20 protein-coding genes and 1 riboswitch are annotated in these 20,113 nt (G+C 64.5%); of the genes, 7 read left to right on the top strand and 13 right to left on the bottom strand.

Annotation, left to right across the window (positions count from 1 at the left end):
- Positions 1-7: 7 nt before the first annotated feature.
- Positions 8-844, top strand: a complete 837-nt coding sequence (locus WMO64_RS04225) for a hypothetical protein (protein ID WP_349231110.1) — start codon at positions 8-10, stop codon at positions 842-844.
- Between the two features lie 261 nt (positions 845-1,105).
- Complete coding sequence (locus tag WMO64_RS04220) at positions 1,106-1,558, top strand: DUF6465 family protein (protein ID WP_349231109.1); 453 nt, start codon at positions 1,106-1,108, stop codon at positions 1,556-1,558.
- A 61-nt stretch (positions 1,559-1,619) separates the two neighbouring features.
- Here WMO64_RS04220 and WMO64_RS04215 read toward each other — a convergent pair whose 3' ends face one another.
- The 5 genes from WMO64_RS04215 to WMO64_RS04195 form a co-directional block, all read right to left on the bottom strand.
- Positions 1,620-2,114 (bottom strand): Crp/Fnr family transcriptional regulator, encoded by a 495-nt coding sequence (locus WMO64_RS04215; protein ID WP_294522662.1) that lies wholly within the window; start codon positions 2,112-2,114, stop codon positions 1,620-1,622.
- 318 nt (positions 2,115-2,432) lie between these two features.
- The gene (gene hslO / locus WMO64_RS04210; RefSeq protein WP_294522659.1) at positions 2,433-3,308 is read right to left on the bottom strand and encodes an Hsp33 family molecular chaperone HslO; all 876 of its coding nucleotides are present in this window, start codon (positions 3,306-3,308) and stop codon (positions 2,433-2,435) included.
- A gap of 40 nt (positions 3,309-3,348) precedes the next feature.
- Positions 3,349-4,098, bottom strand: a complete 750-nt coding sequence (locus WMO64_RS04205; RefSeq protein ID WP_294522656.1) for a class I SAM-dependent DNA methyltransferase — start codon at positions 4,096-4,098, stop codon at positions 3,349-3,351.
- Positions 4,085-4,396 carry a YerC/YecD family TrpR-related protein gene (locus WMO64_RS04200; protein WP_294522654.1) on the bottom strand — a complete coding sequence of 104 codons (312 nt, stop codon included), beginning with the start codon at positions 4,394-4,396 and terminating at the stop codon, positions 4,085-4,087. The genes WMO64_RS04205 and WMO64_RS04200 overlap by 14 nt, the downstream gene beginning before the upstream one ends.
- Before the next feature lie 120 nt (positions 4,397-4,516).
- Entirely contained in the window at positions 4,517-4,798 is a 282-nt protein-coding gene (locus tag WMO64_RS04195; RefSeq protein ID WP_294522651.1) for an acylphosphatase, read from the bottom strand.
- Between the two features lie 114 nt (positions 4,799-4,912).
- Here WMO64_RS04195 and WMO64_RS04190 point away from each other — a divergent pair, with 114 nt between their 5' ends.
- The 5 genes from WMO64_RS04190 (at position 4,913) to WMO64_RS04170 (ending at position 10,324) form a co-directional block, all read left to right on the top strand.
- Positions 4,913-5,584 (top strand): RsiV family protein, encoded by a 672-nt coding sequence (locus WMO64_RS04190; RefSeq protein WP_349231108.1) that lies wholly within the window; start codon positions 4,913-4,915, stop codon positions 5,582-5,584.
- 182 nt (positions 5,585-5,766) lie between these two features.
- Complete coding sequence (locus tag WMO64_RS04185; protein WP_349231107.1) at positions 5,767-7,041, top strand: adenylosuccinate synthase; 1,275 nt, start codon at positions 5,767-5,769, stop codon at positions 7,039-7,041.
- A 92-nt stretch (positions 7,042-7,133) separates the two neighbouring features.
- Entirely contained in the window at positions 7,134-7,727 is a 594-nt protein-coding gene (locus tag WMO64_RS04180; RefSeq protein ID WP_349231106.1) for a sugar O-acetyltransferase, read from the top strand.
- Positions 7,728-7,858: 131 nt separating this feature from the next.
- Positions 7,859-9,055, top strand: coding sequence for a coenzyme F420-0:L-glutamate ligase (locus WMO64_RS04175; protein WP_294522639.1), 1,197 nt, complete (start codon positions 7,859-7,861; stop codon positions 9,053-9,055).
- Positions 9,056-9,181: 126 nt separating this feature from the next.
- Positions 9,182-10,324, top strand: a complete 1,143-nt coding sequence (locus tag WMO64_RS04170) for a DUF3048 domain-containing protein (RefSeq protein ID WP_349231105.1) — start codon at positions 9,182-9,184, stop codon at positions 10,322-10,324.
- A 72-nt stretch (positions 10,325-10,396) separates the two neighbouring features.
- Here the strand turns inward: WMO64_RS04170 and WMO64_RS04165 are convergent, their stop codons facing one another.
- The 8 genes from WMO64_RS04165 to WMO64_RS04130 all read right to left on the bottom strand — a co-directional run bounded on the left by WMO64_RS04165 (position 10,397) and on the right by WMO64_RS04130 (position 20,038).
- On the bottom strand, positions 10,397-10,840 hold the full coding sequence (locus WMO64_RS04165; RefSeq protein ID WP_294522628.1) for a cell division protein SepF: 444 nt from the start codon (positions 10,838-10,840) through the stop codon (positions 10,397-10,399).
- 217 nt (positions 10,841-11,057) lie between these two features.
- A complete protein-coding gene (locus WMO64_RS04160) occupies positions 11,058-12,473 on the bottom strand; it encodes an alanine/glycine:cation symporter family protein (protein WP_349231124.1) in 1,416 nt (471 codons plus the stop codon).
- A 102-nt stretch (positions 12,474-12,575) separates the two neighbouring features.
- A riboswitch (glycine riboswitch) is annotated at positions 12,576-12,675 on the bottom strand.
- A gap of 232 nt (positions 12,676-12,907) precedes the next feature.
- Positions 12,908-14,071, bottom strand: a complete 1,164-nt coding sequence (locus WMO64_RS04155) for a DUF1266 domain-containing protein (protein ID WP_349231104.1) — start codon at positions 14,069-14,071, stop codon at positions 12,908-12,910.
- Between the two features lie 43 nt (positions 14,072-14,114).
- Positions 14,115-14,246: a hypothetical protein gene (locus WMO64_RS04150; RefSeq protein WP_349231103.1), complete on the bottom strand. Its 132-nt coding sequence runs from the start codon at positions 14,244-14,246 to the stop codon at positions 14,115-14,117.
- 7 nt (positions 14,247-14,253) lie between these two features.
- A complete protein-coding gene (locus WMO64_RS04145; RefSeq protein WP_294517138.1) occupies positions 14,254-14,739 on the bottom strand; it encodes a hypothetical protein in 486 nt (161 codons plus the stop codon).
- Between the two features lie 162 nt (positions 14,740-14,901).
- The gene (locus WMO64_RS04140; protein ID WP_294517141.1) at positions 14,902-15,510 is read right to left on the bottom strand and encodes a TetR/AcrR family transcriptional regulator; all 609 of its coding nucleotides are present in this window, start codon (positions 15,508-15,510) and stop codon (positions 14,902-14,904) included.
- A 98-nt stretch (positions 15,511-15,608) separates the two neighbouring features.
- Complete coding sequence (locus WMO64_RS04135; protein WP_349231102.1) at positions 15,609-18,902, bottom strand: AAA family ATPase; 3,294 nt, start codon at positions 18,900-18,902, stop codon at positions 15,609-15,611.
- Positions 18,899-20,038: an exonuclease SbcCD subunit D gene (locus WMO64_RS04130; protein ID WP_349231101.1), complete on the bottom strand. Its 1,140-nt coding sequence runs from the start codon at positions 20,036-20,038 to the stop codon at positions 18,899-18,901. The genes WMO64_RS04135 and WMO64_RS04130 overlap by 4 nt, the downstream gene beginning before the upstream one ends.
- Between the last annotated feature and the right edge of the window lie 75 nt (positions 20,039-20,113).

Here is a 20,113-nt window from a genome sequence, read left to right as displayed (position 1 = left end):
CAATCCCTTGCGGCCCAGTGTTTTTTCTCGTATTAAAAGCGCTGTATCTTCCGACAAGGACTGCATCGAAGATCTCCGCTTCTACCCCACCCAGAGCTCCCAGTGCGCCATTGACCGGGCCGTGTCCATCCGCGCCGGCCAGGCCGAGCTGCTCTATGTGTACATCGACGTGGAGCCCATCGGCTTCAACCGGGGCTTCTTCACCGTGGACGTCCGCTACTTCTACCGGGTCACCGCCGACGCCTTCGTGGGCGCCGCCCGGCCTGTCCAGGTGTGCGGCCTGTGCGTGTTCGACAAGCGTGTCATCCTCTTCGGCAGCGAGGGCAGCGCCAAGGTGTTCTCCTCCGAGGCCGCCCTGGGCGCCATGGACGAGCAGAACATCATGAAGACCAACCTGCCCACTGCGGTGGTGGAGGCGGTGGACCCCATCGTGCTGAACATGAAGCTGGTGGATGTGTGCGACTGCCGCCCCTGCTGCGACTGCGAGCTGTCCGAGATCCCGCCCTGCATCTGCTCCTGCTTCGGCAGCGACCTGTGCTTCGGCAACGACGGCAAGCGAGTGTATGTCACCCTGGGCCAGTTCTCCATCATCCGCCTGGAGCGGGACACCCAGCTGCTCATGCCCGCCTACGACTACTGCATGCCCGAGAAGGAGTGCACCTGCGGCGGCTGCGAGGATGACCCCTGCGAGATCTTCCGTCACGTCCAGTTCCCCGTGGATGAGTTCTTCCCGCCCAACGGCGGCGTGGGCGGCTGCGGCTGCGACCGCCCTGACCGGGACTGCGGCCACGGCGACCGGCCCGATCGCTGTCCTCCTTCCGGCGGCAAGGGCTGCCGGAGCTGAGCGCCCTTTCCCCACTCCGGAGCGGGTCCGCTGCCTGCGGACCCGCTCCCTTTTTTGTCCCGGCTCCTCCCGGCTCCCCGCAGGCAAGAAACCGGTTTCATACAAATTCAGCCCCATTCAGTACGCATTAGCTAAAATCCCCTCTGTCCGCTTTTGAAAATTCTTACATTTTATATATGACAATTACCGGAAAATTGTTGTAGAATAATTGCAGCAATTCATAGAAACACGTCTGAACAAATGGACTGGAGGAATTGAAATATGATCGCTGGTGCGAAGCGTCGCGAGGCCGCCGTGAAGGCCGCCGAGGAAAAGACCGCCGCCAAGGCTGTGGAGACCGTGGAGGCCCAGGCCGTCAAGGCTGAGGTCAAGCCCGAGGCTGTGACCGAGACTGTGACCGAGACCGCCCCCAAGGCCGCCGAGAAGAAGACCGCCCGCAAGACCGCCGCCAAGAAGGCCCCTGCCAAGAAGGCCGTCGAGGAGAAGGCCGTGGAGACTCCCGCCGAGAAGACCGTGGAGCCCAAGACCACCCTCGTCCTGGAGTACTGCGGCCGTCAGGTGACCGAGTCCACCATGATCGCCGGCGCCAAGAAGGTGTGGGCCGAGGCCGGCCACACCGAGGCCATTGAGACCATGGAGCTGTACATGAAGCCCGAGGACGGCGCTGTCTACTGCGTCATCAACGGCGAGCCTGTCGGCAAGTTCTGCTATTGATCCATGCCCCCAAAAGAGAGACCGGAACCGCAGCATGCGGTTCCGGTCTCTTTTTACCCTTTTACGCGCCGCCCTGCCGCTTCAGCTCCTGTTTGAGCCTGCTCAGCGTCACGGGCGTCATGTTGAGGAAAGATGCGATGTACTTGTTGCTGATCTTGTCGCTCAGTCCGGGATAGGCCTGCTGGAACCACAGGTAGCGCTCCATGGCCGTGTATTGATAGATGGCAATCTTCAGCTCCCAGTGGGTTTTGGAGGACTCCACGATGAGCTGCCGGTACAGCTCCGACAGCGCGGGGTAGACCCGAAGCATCCGGTTGACCTCAGGCACGGCGATCCGTACGATCTCGCACTCGGTCAGCGCCTGCACGTCGATGGGTGCGGGCTGGTTGATGTCCGACGCGGGCATGGCGGGCGAGCCGCAGCGGAACACCAGGCAGTCTGTGATCTCCTTCCCGTTCACATCTGAAAAAACGCCGCGCATGATTCCCTGGGTGAGAAAACACACGTGTGTGGGTACGTTCCCCTGACGGATCAGGTACTCCCCTTTTTTTAACACTCTTGTCTCCGAAACCCTGAGCGTCTCCTGCACCAATGCCTCGTCGGAGATCCCGAGGGCCTTCTGAAAAAAATCAATCAGCAGCAACCCTCTCTCCCCCTTCCTTTTTGTGGTGCCTCATATTTTACATGCTATTATTTTTTACCGCATTATCCCATGTTAATAATTTCTATCATTTTTGAAAGTTGTCGATATTTTTTCTTTTTTTTGCATTAATGGTCCCCTGGTCAAAAAAATGCACCCCCTTCCGGATCGCTCCGGCAGGAGGTGCATTTTGCATTTTCCCCCGCTCTGTGCAGGGAAAATCACGCTTTTTTATCACATTGCGGCCAGAATGGCCTCCAGTTCTTCCTTGGAGTAGCGGTACACCTTGTCGCAGAACTGGCAGGTGAGTTCCGCCTTGCCCTGCTCGTCGATCAGGTCCTGCAGATCCTTCTTCCCCATGCTGATGAGGGCCCGGGTCACCCGGTCCCGGCTGCAATAGCAGCGGTACTCCACCGGGCTCTCCTCCAGCACTTCCATATCGAAGTCGGACAGCACCTGCATCAGCAGGCCCTTGGCGGTCATGCCGTCCCGGAGAGCGTCGGTCACCGCGCCCACTCGGGCCACCCCCTGCTCGATGGTGCGGATCACACTCTCATCCGCGCCGGGCAGCAGCTGGATGAGATAACCGCCGGCGCAGAGGACGGACTGGTCGGTGTCCAGCAGGACCCCCAGGGCACAGGCCGTGGGGATCTGCTCGCTCTCCAGGAAATAGGCGGCAATGTCGTCGGCGATCTCGCCGGAGAGCAGCTCAATGGTGCCCACATAGGGCTCCTTCATGTTCAGGTCCTTGATGATGGTGAGGGAACCGGCGCCCACGGCGGCGCCCACGTCCAGCTTTCCGGGCCGCTTCCGGGGCAGATCGGCCGCCGGGTTCTGGACATAGCCCCGGACGTTGCCCTCGCTGTCCGACACGGCGGTGATGCTCCCCAGGGGGCCGTCCCCCTTCACCCGCAGGGTGAGGGAGCCCTTCTCCTCCTTGAGCTGGTTGCCCATCATGGACGCCCCCATCAGGGCGCGGCCCAGGGCGGCGGTGGCGGTGGGCAGGGTCTTGTGGATCTGGCGGGCACGCTCCACCAGGGCGCCCGCCGTAATGGCGGAGGCCTTCACCGGGGCGTCCTTGGCCAGCATACGGATAATCTGATCAGACATAAGCGATTTTGTTTCCTTTCATTCGGGTATACGCAGATGTTCAGCCCTTTTTCACGGCGGTGAAGAAGATGCGCTCCTCTCCGGGCACGGGGGCGCGCATCTTCAGGCAGCCGTGGCGGCGGATGCGGGTGAAGCCCGCCTCCCGCAGGTATTCCTCCAGCTCGTCGGGCTGGTAGGCGTACTCCTCGTGGACTTCCTCCCCCCGGCTCCAGCGGCCGTCGGCCTCCAGGCGGAAGATGTCCATGCCGTAGGTGCAGATACGCCGCCGTGGGGAGTACTCCGCCCGCCAGACGCAGTATGCGTCGTCGGTCTCGTCGATAAACATGCCGCCGTCCAGACCCCGGAGCTTGTCCGGCGTGTTGATGTCAAAGAGAAACAGCCCGCCGGGCATGAGGAACAGGTGGACCCGCTGGAAGGCCTTCTTCAGGGTCTGGGGACGGGTGACATAGTTGACGCTGTCCAGGCAGCAGACGCAGGCGTCGATGGTGCCGTACAGGTCCAGCTTCTCCATGCTCTGGCACAGGAAGATGGGAGGCTCCCCCGCCAGGTCCCGGCACTTCTCCGCCGCCACGGACAGCATCTCCGCCGAGCGGTCCACGCCGATCATCTCATAGCCCCGGCCCATGAGCTCCGCCGTCAGGCTGCCCGTGCCGCAGGCCAGATCCAGCACCGTACGGATGGGCAGGGCGCTGCGGGCAAAGTGCTTTTCGATGTAGTCCGCCCAGCGGCTGTACCGCACGTCGGTGGTCAGTTCATCGTAGCACCCGGCCAGGAACTCATAGCTTTCCATCGGCCCTCAGCTTCTCCTTCACCCGGGGGAGCACGGTGGTGTATCCGTCCGCGCCGTAGTTGAGAGAGCGGTTCACCCGGCTGATGGTGGCGCTGGACGCCCCGGTCCGCTCCAGAATATCGTTGTAGATCATGCCGTTGGACAGCAGAATGGCCACCTCAAAGCGCTGCTCCATGGCCCGCAGCTCGGCCACGGTGCACAGGTCGGAGAAAAATTTCTTGCACTCGTCCAGATCCTTGAGGGTGAGAATGGTCTCGTAGAGGATATCGCTGTGTTCCTTCTTGTCACCCTTGGTCATAGGCTGACAGCCTCCTTTTGGTATTTTTGGTAAGTGTGTGCTTTCATGATTTATCACATTATATTTTAAATCACTGAATCATGAAAGTAAACAATATTTGTCCTTTTTATACCTAAAATTTCACCACAGGCTGCCCCGCTCATGAAAGGAGCGCTCTCCCTCCTCGGGCGTGAGGGCGTGGCGCTCCACACTGTCCACCAGGGCGTACCTGGGACCCCGGGACACCGCCCGGACAAATTCCTCCACAGGACCCTCGTCCCCCTGGACCTCCATCTCCACGTCGCCGTCCTCCCGGTTGCGCACCCAGCCGGTCAGATCCAGCCGGGCGGCGGTGGCGCAGGTGAACCACCGGAAGCCCACGCCCTGGACCCGGCCGGACACCCGGATATAGAGCCGAACCATGCCGCGCTCCCCCTTTCCTTTTGCTTTAGCGTAGCACAGAGAAAAACTTCTGTCAAACCCGCCCTTTGGGCATAGGATGGTGCAGAACGGTTTGAAAAAAAGGAGGGGGCGTCCATGGCTGGAAGACGCACAGTGGAGACGGCGACCATAAAGGCGGCGCCGGAGGAACGGGTGCTGACGCTGGAGGAGGAGCCGGTGCTGACCATGTCCCTCCGGTGGCCGGAGCTGGAGGGGGACACGCCGGGGCTGCGGCGCATTGGCCGTTGCTTTGCCCGGCAGACCCAGACCTGGCGGGCCCACTGGGAGGGAACCCTGTACGCCATGGCCTGCGCCGCCCTGACCGAGGCCAGGGCGCAGTCCCGGCCCTTCACCCCCTGGACTGCGGCGCTGGACTTCACCGTCACCTGCAACGGCGGCGGCCTGCTCAGCCTGCATACCGACGCGGCCGAGAAGCACGGAACGGCACGGCCTCTGCTGGCGCGGTCGGGCGAGACCTGGGCCCTGTCCTCGGGCACCCCCATCCCCCTGTCCGCCCTCTTCCCGCCCAGGACCCGCTGGCGGCGGCAGGTGCTGACGGCGGTGGCGGATCAGTGCGCCCAGCGGGCTTCCTCCGGGGAATTCCTGTTCTACGAGGACTGGCCCCGCCGGGTGGAGGCGGATTTTGACCCGGACAACTTCTACCTGACCGAGGACGCTCTGGTGATCTTCTACCCCCTCCACACCCTGTGCCCCGCCGCCGAGGGCATCCCGGAATTTCCCCTCCCCCGTCCGGAATTTCCCCTGTGACGGACAGTCTTTTCCATCCTCTTCCGTCCGAGGCGGACAGCTTCCAGCCCGGAGAGAAAACTTCCCTGGAAATCGCAGTTTTTTACAATTTGTCCCTTGTAATCTGAAAAATTCGGGGATATAATATCGTCCGTCCGTGGGAAAAGGCCAACGCGCGAATCCCCGCGGCAGGAGGAACGATTATGGTCAAAGCAATTGTAGGCGCAAACTGGGGCGACGAGGGCAAGGGCAAGATCACTGATCTGCTGGCCGAGGAGTCCGATGTCGTCATCCGCTTTCAGGGCGGCGCCAACGCAGGCCATACCATTATCTGTGATTATGGAAAGTTCGCACTGCATCAGCTCCCTTCCGGCGTGTTCTACCCCCACACCACCAACATCATCGGCAACGGTGTGGCTCTGGACGTGCCCAAGTTCATCCATGAGCTGAAAACCCTGACCGACGGCGGCGTGCCCGCCCCCCACATCATCGTGGATCAGCGCACCCAGGTGCTGATGCCCTATCATGTGCTCCAGGATACCTATGAGGAGGAGCGTCTGGCCGGCGCGGCCTTCGGCTCCACCAAGTCCGGTATCGCCCCCTTCTACTCCGACAAGTACGCCAAGATCGGCATCCAGGTCTGCGATCTGTTTGACGAGAAGCGGCTGATGGAGCGGCTGGAGCATGTCTGCGTCATCAAGAACGTGCTCTTTGAGCACCTGTACCACAAGCCCGCCCTGGACCCCAAGGAGCTGTTCAACACCCTCATGGGCTACCGGGACATGATCGCCCCCTATGTGGGCGACGCGGTGGCCTTTGTCCACCAGGCCCTGAAGGAGGGCAAGCAGATCCTGCTGGAGGGCCAGCTGGGCTCCATGAAGGACCCGGATCTGGGCATCTACCCCTTCACCACCTCCTCCCACACCCTGGCCGGCTTCGGCTGCGTGGGCGCTGCGGTGCCCCCCACCGCCCTGCGGGACGTGGTGTGCGTCTCCAAGGCCTACTCCTCCGCCGTGGGCGCGGGCGCCTTTGTGTCCGAGCTGTTCGGCGATGAGGCCGACGAGCTGCGCCGCCGGGGCGGCGACGCCGGCGAGTTCGGCGCCACCACCGGCCGCCCCCGCCGTGTGGGCTGGTTCGACGCCGTGGCCACCCGTTACGGCTGCATGGTCCAGGGCGCCACCGAGGTCGCCCTCACCGCCATCGATTGCCTGGGCTATCTGGACGAGATCAAGGTGTGCACCGGCTACGAGATCGACGGCAAGGTCACCACTGACTTCCCCGTCTCCCCCCTGCTGGACAAGGCCAAGCCCGTCTACGAGACCCTGCCCGGCTGGAAGTGCGACATCCGGGGCGTCACCGAGTACGACAAGCTGCCCAAGGAGGCCCGTGATTACGTGGACTTCATTGAGAAGCACATCGGCGTGCCGGTCAAGACCGTGTCCACCGGCCCCAAGCGCCACGAGATCATCCGCCGCTAATTCCAATACCGCTTCAACAGGCGCCCCGGCTCATGCCGGGGCGCCTGTCTGCCCCTTTCATAAGTCTCACTGTACAGGAAGGAATTTTCACCATGGAACTTCTGGATCTTCTCCGGAGTCGGACGGGGTACACCGGCCAGAACCGGAACATCCCCTCTGACCTGAAGGCCAAGGCCCAGCGGCTCTGCTGGACCTACAACCAGTCCGCACCCGACCAGCAGGCGCTGCGGCAGGACATCCTGGAGCAGCTTCTGGGCACCTGCCACCCCCTCACCTTCATCGAGCCCGCCTTTCACTGCGACTACGGCTTCAACATCCACACCCACGGCCTGGCCGTCATCAACTACAACTGCGTCATCCTGGACACCTCCCCCGTCCACATCGGGGCGGGGGCCTTCCTCGCCCCCGGCGTGTGCCTGGCCTGCGCGGGCCATTCCCTGGACCCGGAGCAGCGGTCCCAGGGCATCAGCACCTCCGCCCCCATCACCCTGGAGGACAATGTTTGGATCGGCGCCAACGCGGTGGTCTGCGGCGGCGTCACCATAGGCGCAGGCTCCACCATCGGCGCGGGCAGCGTGGTCACCCGCGACATCCCCGCCGGAGTGGTGGCCGCCGGCGTCCCCTGCCGCCCCATCCGCCCCATCACCGAGGCCGACCGCATCTCCCCGAATCAGCTGGCCTTTTGACGGATTTTTTACGGACCCGATCCAATTATCTATTGTGCCCGGATCTTGATTTGTTGTATAATATGTTGTAATATGGCCGGGCGGCTTCCCGCCGCTCTGTACAGAAATTTGAAATTTAGGAGTGTTTTTTCATGAGCCGGATGGTCGGTACCGTTTCCCGCGGCGTTCGCGCCCCCATTATCCGCAGCGGCGATAACCTGGTGGATATCGTCACCTCTTCCGTGCTGGAGGCCGCCAAGGACGACGGCTTCACCGTGCGCGACCGGGACGTCATTGCCATTACCGAGGCCATTGTGGCCCGGAGCCAGGGCAACTACGCCACCGTGGACGACATCGCCGCCGACGTGCGCGCCAAGCTGGGCGGCGGCACCGTGGGCGTCATCTTCCCCATCCTGTCCCGCAATCGCTTCGCCATCTGCCTGCGGGGCATCGCCAAGGGCTGCAGCAAGATCGTGCTGATGCTCTCCTACCCCTCCGACGAGGTGGGCAACCACCTCATCAGCCTGGACGCCGTGGACGAGAAGGGCGTGGACCCCTACAAGGACGTGCTCACCCTGGAGCGCTACCGTGAGCTCTTCGGCTACGAGAAGCACCCCTTCACCGGCGTGGACTATGTGGCGTACTACCAGAACCTGATCCAGGAGTGCGGCGCCGAGGTGGAGATCATCTTCGCCAACGACCCCCGGGCCATTCTGAACTACACCAAGACCGTCCTGGCCTGCGACATCCACACCCGCAAGCGCACCAAGCGCCTGCTCCAGGCCGCCGGCGCGGAGAAGGTTCTCACCCTGGACGACATCATGACCGCCCCCGTCAACGGCAGCGGCTGCAACGAGACCTACGGCCTGCTGGGCTCCAACAAGGCCACCGAGGACAAGGTGAAGCTGTTCCCCCGCCCCTGCCAGGACCTGGTGGAGGCCATCCAGGCCAAGATGCTCGCCGAGACCGGCAAGCATGTGGAGGTCATGGTCTACGGCGACGGCGCCTTCAAGGACCCGGTGGGCAAGATCTGGGAGCTGGCCGACCCGGTGGTCTCCCCCGCCTACACCGCCGGCCTGGAGGGCACCCCCAACGAGCTGAAGCTGAAGTACCTGGCCGACAACGACTTCGCCTCCCTGTCCGGCGAGGCCCTCCGGGACGCCATCAAGGACCAGATCCGCAAGAAGGACGGCAGCAGCCTGGTGGGCAACATGGTCTCCCAGGGCACCACCCCCCGCCGCCTCACCGACCTGATCGGTTCCCTGTGCGACCTGACCTCCGGCTCCGGCGACAAGGGCACCCCCATCGTCTATATCCAGGGCTACTTCGACAACTACACCACCGACTGATTTTCGGTATCTCCAGCCGCCCGGACCATGGCCGTCCGGGCGGCTTTTCTCTCCTCCATTCCCTTGACACCGGCCCTCTCACCCGGTACTATAAAAACAGAATCTTGACGAACGGAGGCCTTTGCCATGCGTCTGCGCCGGATGCTCCCGCTCTGCCTGTCCCTGCTGCTCCTGCTCTCCGCCTGCGGCTCCAAGACGGCGGACGTCACCCCCACGCCCCCCGACATCCCCACCCTGCCCGCCAGGACCCAGGCCCCAGAGCCCTCCCCCAGCCCCACGGCCACGCCTACCGAGACCCCGGAGCCCGAGTACACCGGCCCCCGGAACCCCCTCACCGGCGAGCCCATGGAGGAGGAGTGGGTGAACAAGCGCCCGGTGGCCATCATGCTCAACAACCTGGAGCAGGCGCTGCCCCAGCAGGGCCAGTCCAATGCGGACATCATCTACGAGTGCCTGGAGGAGGGCGGCATCACCCGCATGATGGCGGTGTACCAGAATCCCCGGGATGCGGGGGTCATCGGCTCGGTCCGCTCCACCCGCACCTACTATCTGGAACTGGCCCTGGGCCACGACGCCATTCTCATCCACGCCGGCGGCAGCGATGTGGCCGGTGTGGAGGACGCCTACGGCAAAATCAGGGCCTGGGGGGTCACCTCTCTGGACGGCGTCCGGGGCCCCTACATGAGCAACACCGAGGGCGGCAACCTGATGTGGCGGGACCCGGGCCGTGTGAAGGCCAACGGGTATGTCCACAGCGTGGTCACCACCGGCGCGAAGATCGATGAGATCTTCTCCGCCGCCTCCTTCCGGCAGGATCACAAGGAGGGCTGGACCTACCAGATGGACTTTGCCGACGACGGCACCCCCGCCGGCGGCACCGACGCCCCCGTCATCACGGTGCCCTTCTCCAACTACAAGACCGGCGTGTTCACCTACGATCAGGACACCGGGCGCTACCTGGTGTCCGAGTACGGGGACGCCTACATCGACGGCAACACCGGCGAGCAGGTGGGCGTCACCAACGTGGTGGTGCTGCGCACCGCCTGCCGCAGCACCGGCGACTCCTACGGCCACGTCTCCGTGGACCTGTCCAGCGGCGGAACCGGGTACTTCGCCTGCGGCGGCAAGGTCATAGACCTGGTGTGGAGCAAGTCCGAGCCCGACGGACAGCTCTATTACACCGACCTGGAGGGCAACCCCATCGTCTTCGGCCGGGGCAAGACCTATGTGAACATCGTGCCCCTGAACGCCCAGGTGACCTTTGAATAAGCGCTGATACATAAAGAGGGGACCGGCCAACTGCCGGTCCCCTTCTTGTATATCCCTATACTTTGTATATCCCTATGCTCTGTACCGCTGCCGGAGGTCCTGGGCGTCCTCAAAGCCGGTGCCGTCCGGGTCCTTCTCCTCTTCTCCGTCCAGCAGCTTCACGCCTGCGGGCAGGAGCAGATAGGCGCTGTATCCGATCTGGACCATCTGTCCGTCCCGGCCGTAGGCCGCGCCGCTGAGAAAGTCCACGATCCGCCGCGCCGCCTCCCGTGAGGCGCTCTCCAGATTGACCGCCACCGCGTAGCCGTCCAGCAGGCAGTCGGCGATCTTGCCCGCGTCCACATACTTGCCGGGGGTAAGCACCATGACCTTGCCCATCCCCGTGTCGTCCGCCGGGGAAAAGCTCTGGCTCCGGCCCGGCCGGCTGTCCTCCGGCGGGTCCTTCTCCGCCGCGCTGTCCGGCGCCTCCCAGCTCTCGCCCAGGATGCGCGCCCGCACCTTGTTCCAGATTCCCATGCTTTTCCCTCCCTGTCGTTTTTCTACATTATAGCGCAAGCCCTCCCGCTTTACAAGTCGGTTTTCCACTTTTCTCGCCCGAGGAGCCGTCATATGCCCCTTCTCGCAAAAAATCTGAAAACAAATTTCAGCTTTCCGCCGTTTTTCACGCCGGGAGGCCCTCTCACGGAAACAGCGCCCGCCGGGACATGGTCCCGGCGGGCGCTGGCGCTTCAGCTTATTTTTTGACTGCTTTTTTCCCTGAGTGGGCCCGGGCGATGTTCACCACCGTGCCCGTCAGGGCAAAGAGGGCGATGGCGTTGGGGATGACCATCAGGTTGTTGAACATATCCGTCAGTTCCCACACCAGATCGTTGGACATAAGGGTACCCAGGAAAATAAAGATCAGGGCGACCACCGCGTATACCGGCGCGGCCTTTTTGCCGAAGAGATAGATCACGTTGATCTTGCCGAACATGTTCCAGCTCAGCACCGTGGAGAAGGCGAAGAAGAACAGGCACACCGCCACGAACGCAGCGCCCCCCTCCCCGCCGAACACAGTTCCGAAGGCGGTCTGGGCCAGATTGGTCTTGCCGATCCCCTCGGGGATGGCGCCGGTGTGAAGGATGCCGTCGCTGGTGTACAGGGTGGAGATGATGACCAGGGCGTTGAGGGTGAGCACCACAAAGGTGTCGATGAACACGCCCACCATGGCCACCACGCCCTGATCGTGGGGGTCCTTCACGTTGGCCTGGGCGTGGGCGTGGGGGGTGGAGCCCATGCCCGCCTCGTTGGAGAACAGGCCCCGTTTGGCGCCCTGGCTGATGGCGGTCTTGATGGCGTAGCCGAAGCCGCCGCCGATGATGGCCTGGGGCTGGAAGGCGTAGCGGAAGATCATGGCGAAGGTCTCGGGGATGTAGCGGTACCGGGCGATGAGCACCACCAGGCCGCCGGCCAGGAAGATGACCGCCATGACGGGCACCAGCTTCTCGGTCACAGCCGCCAGGCGGTCCATGCCGCCCAGGAAGATGAACGCGCAGATGACCACCAGCACGATGCCCACCACCCAGGAGGGGATGTGGAAGGCGGTCTGGAAGGTGGAGCCGATGGAGTTGGACTGGACCATACAGCCCATGAAGCCCAGGGCCAGGATGATGGCCACGGCGAAGAAGCCGGCCAGGAACTTGCCGAAGGCGCCCTTGAAGGCGGTGGTGATGTAGTACACCGGGCCGCCGTGGAAGTGGCCCTGGTCGTCGGTGATCCGGGTCTTGATGGCCAGGGTGGCCTCGGCGTAGATGGTGGCCATGCCGAAGAAGGCGATGATCCACATCCAGAAGATGGCCCCGGGGCCGCCGGTGAGGATGGCGCCCGAGGCGCCCACGATGTTGCCCGTGCCCACCTGGGCGGCCACGGCGGTGGCCAGGGCCTGGAAGGAGCTCATGCCCCGCTCCTGCCGCCCGCCCCGCAGGGACAGGTTGCCGAACACCCGCCGCATGCCCTCGCCGAAGCAGCGGATCTGGATGAAGCGGGTGCGGATGGAGTACCAGAGCCCCACGCCGATGAGCAGAAAGACCAGAATGTAGCTGGACAGGGTGACGTTGATGTTGCAGACGTGGGGATAGAGCCACGCCTCCAGCGCTTGCAGTGCTTCCATCATAGTGTTTTCTCTCCTCTTCAAAAAAACAGACCGTGGGTCTGCCCACGGCCTGAAAAGAAAAAACACTGCCTCCGGCCGGGCCAATGACCCCGCCGTCCCTGTGCATCCTCTGTCCTTTTGCCTGAGAGATTGGCGGCGCTGTCCCGCGCCGCTTTGCCCCTTCGGCACCCAGTTCGTGAGCTTCTCCAGAGTGACATCCACGCGCAGTCTCTGTTCCGGTCCGGAACGCCTGAGAGTGTTACTCCTTCGACAAGCCAACGGCTTTTTCCTGGGCGCTTCAATTGTCCTGTTCGGTTGTGAAGGACATTATACCGTCATTGATGGACATTGTCAAGACCTTCCTCAGCTTCCAGTGTGCCGCCGGTGCTCCAAACGGCCCTCTGTCTCCAAAACACGCCGTTTCCTGGCTTGGTCACTGCATTTCTCCTCCATCAGTGCACAAAACCGATTTTTCGGCGGGCAGGCCAGGGGAAGTCCCGCCACTGTCCGCCCCGGCCTTCTTTTCCGGCCAGCAGCGCTGCGGCGGCGTCCGCTATGTACCCCAGATAGCTGGCTGCCGACGGGTCTCCGCACAGCAGCTTCCACATCAGGCCGCCGAACAGGTAGGACTGGGCAAACTCCCGCCAGCTGTTCAGCTCTTCTGCCGCCTGCTGGGACAGGTCCCACAGGATGCCCTCCGCTTCCTCCCGGGTGAGCCAGCCCAGATAGCTGCCCCAGCGGGTCAGCATGGCGGCCCGCCCCACGTCCCAGCCCGCCATAAAGCCTGGGGCGTAATGGTCCCGGTACCGCTGGGCAAAGCGCCAGGCCCGGGCCGTGTTCTCCCGGTCCTCCTGGTCGTCGTCCTCGTCCCAGAGCTCCTCCGGCGAGGCCGCCTGGGCATAGATCCGGTACCGCAGGGTGTAGCCCTCCCGGGACAGATATCGAATCATGTCCAGTAGGTCCGCCCGGCCGTCAATGCCCCAGGATCGTCGCACAATGGACACCACCTGCTGCTCCATGACCGGGATATGCTCCTCCACATCCATACCGTCCAGCCGGTGGTCGTTGAGGGTAGAGACAATGCCGGAGAGAAGGACGCCGAACTGCTCCCACCGGGCGGTGTCCTTCCCGTAGGGCTCCGGCTCAGGCTCGGGCATGGCCTCCAGCCGGGCCACGGTGTCCTCCAGCAGCGTGTAGAGCGCCTGCTCCTCCTCCGGGCCCAGCGTACGTTCCTCCTCGTCGCCGTCCTCCTCCATGGACAGGGTCTCCAGCGCCGCCGCAATGACCCCCATGTCCTCGCCGAACAGCTGGCTCATCACCGCATCCGCCCCCATGGAGGCCGCCTGGGCCATCTGCTCCTGCATCATCTGTACCATCTGGGCCTGGTTGGCCGCCGTTTGGGCCATATCCTCCTCGCTGAAGGTCTGGCCCAGGATCTCCACCTGCTGCCGGGCGTTGGCCTCCACCCGGCCCTCCTCTGAGGAGAGCTTTTCCTCCGGCTCCTCCCCAATCCTGCCGGCCAGCGCTTCGCTCTTCTCCACGGCCTCCCGCAAGTTGGCCGAGGCCCTTTCACTGGCCGCCCGGGCCCGTCTCTGGATCTCATCAAAGTCAATCATCGTCCCGCTCCTCCTGTTCCGGCTCCAAGGGGTGCCATGCCGGCTAGTCCTTGCGCCTGCTGAACAGGCCCTTGAGCCGGTCCAGCAGGGACTCCACCGTATGGAACCACAGGTTGCCCACAATCACCACGGCCACAAGGACCAGCAGTATGGCACCCAGCTCGTAAAACCACATGTGCCCCTCACTTCTTGGCAAAGCGCTCGGTGAAGAACGCCGTGAAGTCGGCCAGCTCCTGCTCCTGGGACACATACACATAGAGCTTCTCGTCCTCCAGCCAGTCGTAGGCGTTGATGGCGATATAGCCCTTTCGGTCGGGGTAGATGACAAAGGCGTCGGTGGGGTACTTGTTCCGGTAGGCCTTCAGGATCTCGGAACGGCGGTACCAGACGGGGTCCCCGCAGCCGGACAGGTCGGGGACTGTGGGCACCACCACAATGGTCTCCTCCGCCTGGTTCCAGCCCACGATCAAATTGCCGATCTTGGTCTTGCTGCCGTGGATAAAGCCGTAGTTGAACCGGCTCACGTCCTCGGTATAGCCGTAGATCAGCCTGTACCGGTCCCCGTCCTCCACCACCTGGTTGAACAGCCGCCGCATCTTCTGGGCGTTGGCCCTGCTTTTCTCCATGTCGATCTCCGGTCCCTTGAAAAGTTTGCTGAAAAATCCCATGGTCGTCTCCTCCTGGCGTCATTTATCTGAGGGGGACGGGCTTCCGTCCCTGCGCTCCGTCGGGAAAATAAAAACAAATACAGTATTTTATCTTTATTCTCTGTGAAAAGAGATCCGCCTGAACAGGGGCGAACCTGATATATTCAGGCGAATCTGTGGGGTTTATTCTCTCACTGTCTCCAGATAGTCCACAATGGCGTCGATCTGAAAGGCCACGGTCCTGTCGGCGGCCTCGGGCACAAACAGGGGCAGGGTGCTGGGGATGGCCCGGCGGAGGATCATGATGCTCAGGCTCAGGTTGGTGAACAGGGCCACCCGCTCCCCGTTCGCCCGGACGCCGAAGCACTCCAGGATGTCTCCGAAGAGCCGCGCCTGCTTCTCCCGAAAAGTCTGGTAGCTCTCCGGCGAGAGGCGGCGGAAAATGAGCTGCTGTTCCTCCACGGTGAGGACGGCGATGCCGTTTTTCTCGCCGTAGCAGCATGCGTGGAGAAACTGCCGCACTCCATCCCGCCAGCTGAGGGACGGGTCGGCCATCAGCTGTCTGGCGTAGGCCAGAATTTTGGGCTGCTGGAGGTAGAGGGTCTCCACCACAAAGTCCTCCTTTGTGGGGAAAAAGGAGTAGAAAAAGGTCCGCGAGATGCCCACTGCCCTGTAGATCTGTTCCACAGTGGTGTGCTGGATGCCCTGCCGGGCCATCAGCTCCAGCCCCGTGGCAAGCAGCGCCGCCCGGACCCGCGCCCGCTCCTCCTCCGTATAAGCCACCTTCGGCATGGTGTCCCTCCCAGAATAAAAACAAATCTCTGATTTTGTATTTATTATACCACGCCGCCCCGGCCATGGCAAGCCCCAGCCGGAGCGGCCGCCTCAAATCACACCACGACCTCCACCCGGCTGCCGCCGGTCCGGTCCTTGGTAACCACGATCTGCTTGTCGATCTTCTCCTTCAGCTCGGCCACGTGGGAGATGATGCCCACCAGGCGGTTCCCCTCGGTCAGGCCGGTGAGGGCCCGGATGGCCTGCTGGAGGGACTCCTCGTCCAGGGATCCGAAGCCCTCGTCCACAAACATGGTGTCCAGCCGGATGCCCCCGGCGGCGGACTGGATCTCGTCGGACAGGCCCAGGGCCAGGGAGAGGGATGCCTTGAAGGACTCGCCGCCGGACAGGGACTTGACGCTGCGCTCCGAGCCGTTGTAGTGGTCCACCACGTCCAGCTCCAGGCCGCTCTGGCTGCGGTTGTCCTCCGCCTCCCGGCGGCGCTTGAGCTCGTACTGTCCGCCCGACATGACCAGGAAGCGGACGTTGGCCCGGCGGAGAATGCGGTCGAAGAAGGTCATCTGGATATAGGTCTCCAGGGCCACCTTTCCCTTGCCCTGCAGGGCGCCGTTGGCCGTGTCGGACAGGGCCCGCACCCAGGTGTACCGCGCCTCCAGGGCCTTCAGATCCGCCGCCTTCCCCCGGATGTTCCCCAGGGCGGTCTGGTTGGTGGTCAGGCGGGTGTGGATGGTCCGCCGCTCCGCGGCCCGGGTATTCCGGGCCTCGTTCAGCGCCTGGCTCCGGGCCTGCTGGGCCGGGACGTCGATGGTCTCCCCGCCCTCCAGCAGCTCCGTCAGCCCCCGGATGGCGGTGTCCAGCCCGGCCAGCTCCTTCTCCCGGGCGCCGCAGGCCGTCTGGGCCGCCTCCAGGGCCTTGTCCAGCCCCGCGATCTCCTCCTTCAGGGCGCTCTGCCGTCCCCGGGCGGCGGCGTCGTCCGCCCAGCGGAGGCCGCCGCGCAGCTCGGCCAGCTGTCCCGCCAGCTCCCGCTTCCGGCTCTCCGCCCCGGCCAGCGCCTCCCGGCAGTCGGCGTGCGCCTGCTCCAGCTTCTTCTCCTCCTGCTCCGCCGAGGGGATCTTCTCGTCCAGCTCCTTCTTCCGGGCCGCACGGGCTGCGGCCTCCTTCTGCCGCCGCCCCAGCTCATCCAGCGCGGCCCGAGCGGCCTCCAGCTCCGCCGGAATGCGCAGGGGCGCCGCCTCCAGGGTGCAGCCCTCCAGCTGCTCGGCCAGCTGCCGCCGGAGCTTGCCCTCCAGCTGTTCCCGCTGGCCCTGAAGGCCGCTCTGGGCCACCTCCGCCCCGGTCATGTCCGCCCGCAGCTGCTCCTGCCGGGCGTTCAGCGCCGCCAGTTCCTCCTCCTGGCTCCTGATGCTCCGTCCCAGCTCCTCCCGGTGGGTCTGCCGGGCCTCCAGGTCCTGCTGCTCCCGGTGGATCCGGGCCAGAACAGCGGCGGTCTCCGCCTTGCAGGCCGACAGCTGCGCAGCGGCATCCGCTATGCTGGGCTCCGCCACATAGGGGGCCATCTGGAGGAGCAGCTGCTCCTCCCTGGCCTCCAGGGCGGTCTTCTCCCCGCCCGCCGCCAGGCTCTTCTCGCCGGCCGCCCGGCGGGCGGCCTCGGCAGCCGCCTTGGCCTGGTTCAGTTCCGCCTCGGTGGGGGCCTCCGCGGACGCCCGGGCCGGCGCGGGGTGGTGGAGGGCGCCGCACACCGGGCAGGGCTTCCCTTCCTCCAGGGACTGAGCCAGAATGCCCGCCTGCTCGTCCAGAAAGGCCCGGTTCTTCCGGGTGTAAACCGCCTCCGCCTCCTCGGCTCGTTCCTGCGCAGTCCGGTAGGCCGCCTGGGCCCGCTCCAGAGACGCTCTGGACGCCCGGCAGCGCTCCAGCAGGCCCTCCAGATCGTCCAGGGCTTTGGCCCGCTCCTGGGCCTTGCTCCGGCTGTGGGACAGCTTCTCCCCCTCCGCCTCCAGGCCCTCCGTAGCCGACCAGGTCTCCCGGCTGGCCTGAAGGGCGCTGCTCTGCCGGGAGACCTCCCCGGCCAGCTGCTCCCACTGGCGGGACAGGGCCTCCCGCCGGGTCTGGCTCTCCTGGAGCTGGGCACCGTAATTCTTCCACTCCGCCATGTCCCGGGCCAGGGCATCCAGGGCGGCGCGGCGGCTCTGGGCCATGGACTGCTCCCCGCTCAGCCGCGCCTGCTCCGCCTCCGCCTGGGACAGCCCCTCGGCCTCCTTCTTCCACTCGGAGAGCCGGTCCGCCTGCCCCTGCCGGGCCCGGACCAGCTGCTCCTGCCGCTCCTTCAGGCCGGAAATACGCTCCTCCAGGGCGTCCAGCGCCGCCTGCTTGCCGGTGAGCTCCTGGTAGCGGGGCAGCTCCGCCTCCAGAGCCGCCAGCTCCTTTGCCAGCGCCTCCCGCTGCGGCTGCCTCCCCTGCTCCGCCGCCAGGGCCCCGCGGGCCTCCTCCAGTCTGGGCAGCATCGCCTGCCGCTGGGCCCTGGTCTGCTCCAGGCTGCGCCGGGTCTTGTCCAGTTCCTCCGCCCTGCCCAGCAGCGCCGCCGTCTCCTTCAGCGCCCGGTCCAGCTCCTCCATGGCCTCCTGGCACCGGTCGTCCGCCTCTCTGTCCCGGCCGATCAGGGTCTCGATCAGCTCCTCCGTCTCCTGGAAGGGCAGCTCCCCCGCCTTCGCCTTCTCCAGCCTGGGCGCCAGCGGGTCGTCCTCACGGCAGAGCACGCCGCCGATATACTGCTGCACGCTGGCCCGGGCGGTCTCGCAGGCCTTTTGCAGCTTTCCCGCCTCCCCTTTCACCCGCTCCTGGAAGACCATGTAGTACCGGGTCTTGAAAATTTCCCGGAAAATCTCCTGGCGGGTTCTGGTGTCCGCCTCCAGCAGCTTGCGGAAGTCCCCCTGGGCGATCATGGCGATCTGGCTGAACTGGTTCCGGTCCAGGCCGATGATGGCGGCGATGCGGCTGTTGACCTCCCTGGCCTTGGTCACCAGGCTGCCGTCGGGCAAGCGGAGCTCTGCCTCCGCCTTCTGGACCGTCGTGCCGCCGCCCCGCCTGGCGGGGCGCTGGTACTCCGGGTTCCGGCGGACCGTGTAGGTGCTGCCGCTGTAGGAGAACACCAGCTCCACCTCCGTGGGGGTGTCGGGCCGGGCGTACTTGGAACGGAACATGGACGGGTCCCGGCTCTCGCCGCTGGGCTCGCCGTAGAGGGCGTAGGTGATGGCGTCAAAGATGGTGGTCTTGCCCGCGCCGGTGTCGCCGGTGATGAGGTACAGCCCCTGGGTGCCCAGCTTCTCCAGGTCGACCACCGTCGTGCCCGCATAGGGCCCGAAGGCAGACAGGGTCAGTTTCAGCGGTCTCATGCCTCTCCCTCCCAAATATGCTCCATCAGGTCCCGGGCAAAGGCCCGCTGGGCCTCCTCCATGGGCCGCCCATTCTGCTTCTCGTAGAATTCCTCCAGCAGCTCCAGCGGGGATTTGTTCTCCCTGTCCTCCGGGCCGTCGACCACGGTTCCCGCCCGGGTGCGGGCGTTGTCGTAGTCCAGCTTCATCAGATAGGGATAGATGACCCGCAGCTTGCTCACCGCGTCGGGGATGTCTTCCTCGTCGGTGAGGGTGATGTGGACATAGTCCCCCGGATAGCCTGTCCCCTCGTAAAAGCCCCGGAAGGTCAGCGTCTCATAGGTGCCCTTCAGCTCCGCCATGTCCCGCATGGGGGTGAGGGGCACGGTGCGGACTGCCACGTCCCCCTTGGCCCCCAGCTCCACCACGGTGACCGACTTCTGCTGTCCGGCCTCGGAGAAGGAGTATTTCAGCGGGGTGCCGCAGTAGCGCACCGTGTCCCGGCCCACCCGCTGGGGGCCGTGGATGTGCCCCAGGGCCACATAGTCGAAGGAATCAAAGACGGATACGTCCACGTTGTCCGACCCGCCCACAGACACCTCCTCCGAGTCGCACCGGGCCGCGCCGGTGACGAACTGGTGGGTCACCAGCACGTTGCGCCCGGCGGTGTCCACCTCCATGGCCTCAATGGCCGCGGCCAGGGCGTCGGTGTAGGTGGCGATCTCCCGCTGGGGGAACCACCGCCGGACATGGGCGGGCTTGAGAAAGGGCAGCAGGTACAGGTTCACCGGGCCGTACCCGTCGGTGAGGGTGATGGGCTCCACCCTGCCGCCGTACACGGGGGCCAGGTGGACGCCGCTGCCCTCCATGAGCCGCCCGCCGAAGGCCATGCGCTCGGGGGAGTCGTGGTTGCCGCTGATGACAAAGACCTGGAGGTTCCGCCCGGACAGGCGCACCAGAAAATCGTCCAGCAGGGACACCGCCTCGGCGGAGGGCACGGATTTGTCGTAGACATCCCCGGCGATGAGCACCCCGTCGGGCGCCTCCCGGTCGATGATCCCGAGGATCTCCGCCAGGATGTACTGCTGGTCCTCCAGCATGGAGAACTCGTTGACCCGCTTGCCCAGGTGCAGGTCGGAGAGATGAATGAGCTTCATGGCAGGGCTCCTTCCCATTGGAACTTGGTTTGAAGTGATAAAAGCGGCCGGAATCCGCTGTTTTATGAATCGCCT

Source organism: Pseudoflavonifractor intestinihominis (assembly GCF_040096055.1).
GTDB lineage: Bacteria > Bacillota > Clostridia > Oscillospirales > Oscillospiraceae > Pseudoflavonifractor > Pseudoflavonifractor intestinihominis.
This window is presented reverse-complemented; position numbering and strand designations above follow the sequence as displayed.

Excerpts from the sequence above, each read along its gene's own strand:
- WMO64_RS04220 (WP_349231109.1), top strand. The coding sequence starts at position 1,106 with ATGATCGCTGGTGCGAAGCGTCGCGAGGCCGCCGTGAAGGCCGCCGAG.
- hslO (WP_294522659.1), bottom strand. The coding sequence starts at position 3,308 with ATGTCTGATCAGATTATCCGTATGCTGGCCAAGGACGCCCCGGTGAAG.
- WMO64_RS04205 (WP_294522656.1), bottom strand. The coding sequence starts at position 4,098 with ATGGAAAGCTATGAGTTCCTGGCCGGGTGCTACGATGAACTGACCACC.
- WMO64_RS04200 (WP_294522654.1), bottom strand. The coding sequence starts at position 4,396 with ATGACCAAGGGTGACAAGAAGGAACACAGCGATATCCTCTACGAGACC.
- WMO64_RS04195 (WP_294522651.1), bottom strand. The coding sequence starts at position 4,798 with ATGGTTCGGCTCTATATCCGGGTGTCCGGCCGGGTCCAGGGCGTGGGC.
- WMO64_RS04190 (WP_349231108.1), top strand. The coding sequence starts at position 4,913 with ATGGCTGGAAGACGCACAGTGGAGACGGCGACCATAAAGGCGGCGCCG.
- WMO64_RS04185 (WP_349231107.1), top strand. The coding sequence starts at position 5,767 with ATGGTCAAAGCAATTGTAGGCGCAAACTGGGGCGACGAGGGCAAGGGC.
- WMO64_RS04180 (WP_349231106.1), top strand. The coding sequence starts at position 7,134 with ATGGAACTTCTGGATCTTCTCCGGAGTCGGACGGGGTACACCGGCCAG.
- WMO64_RS04175 (WP_294522639.1), top strand. The coding sequence starts at position 7,859 with ATGAGCCGGATGGTCGGTACCGTTTCCCGCGGCGTTCGCGCCCCCATT.
- WMO64_RS04170 (WP_349231105.1), top strand. The coding sequence starts at position 9,182 with ATGCGTCTGCGCCGGATGCTCCCGCTCTGCCTGTCCCTGCTGCTCCTG.
- WMO64_RS04165 (WP_294522628.1), bottom strand. The coding sequence starts at position 10,840 with ATGGGAATCTGGAACAAGGTGCGGGCGCGCATCCTGGGCGAGAGCTGG.
- WMO64_RS04160 (WP_349231124.1), bottom strand. The coding sequence starts at position 12,473 with ATGGAAGCACTGCAAGCGCTGGAGGCGTGGCTCTATCCCCACGTCTGC.
- WMO64_RS04155 (WP_349231104.1), bottom strand. The coding sequence starts at position 14,071 with ATGATTGACTTTGATGAGATCCAGAGACGGGCCCGGGCGGCCAGTGAA.
- WMO64_RS04150 (WP_349231103.1), bottom strand. The coding sequence starts at position 14,246 with ATGTGGTTTTACGAGCTGGGTGCCATACTGCTGGTCCTTGTGGCCGTG.
- WMO64_RS04145 (WP_294517138.1), bottom strand. The coding sequence starts at position 14,739 with ATGGGATTTTTCAGCAAACTTTTCAAGGGACCGGAGATCGACATGGAG.
- WMO64_RS04140 (WP_294517141.1), bottom strand. The coding sequence starts at position 15,510 with ATGCCGAAGGTGGCTTATACGGAGGAGGAGCGGGCGCGGGTCCGGGCG.
- WMO64_RS04135 (WP_349231102.1), bottom strand. The coding sequence starts at position 18,902 with ATGAGACCGCTGAAACTGACCCTGTCTGCCTTCGGGCCCTATGCGGGC.
- WMO64_RS04130 (WP_349231101.1), bottom strand. The coding sequence starts at position 20,038 with ATGAAGCTCATTCATCTCTCCGACCTGCACCTGGGCAAGCGGGTCAAC.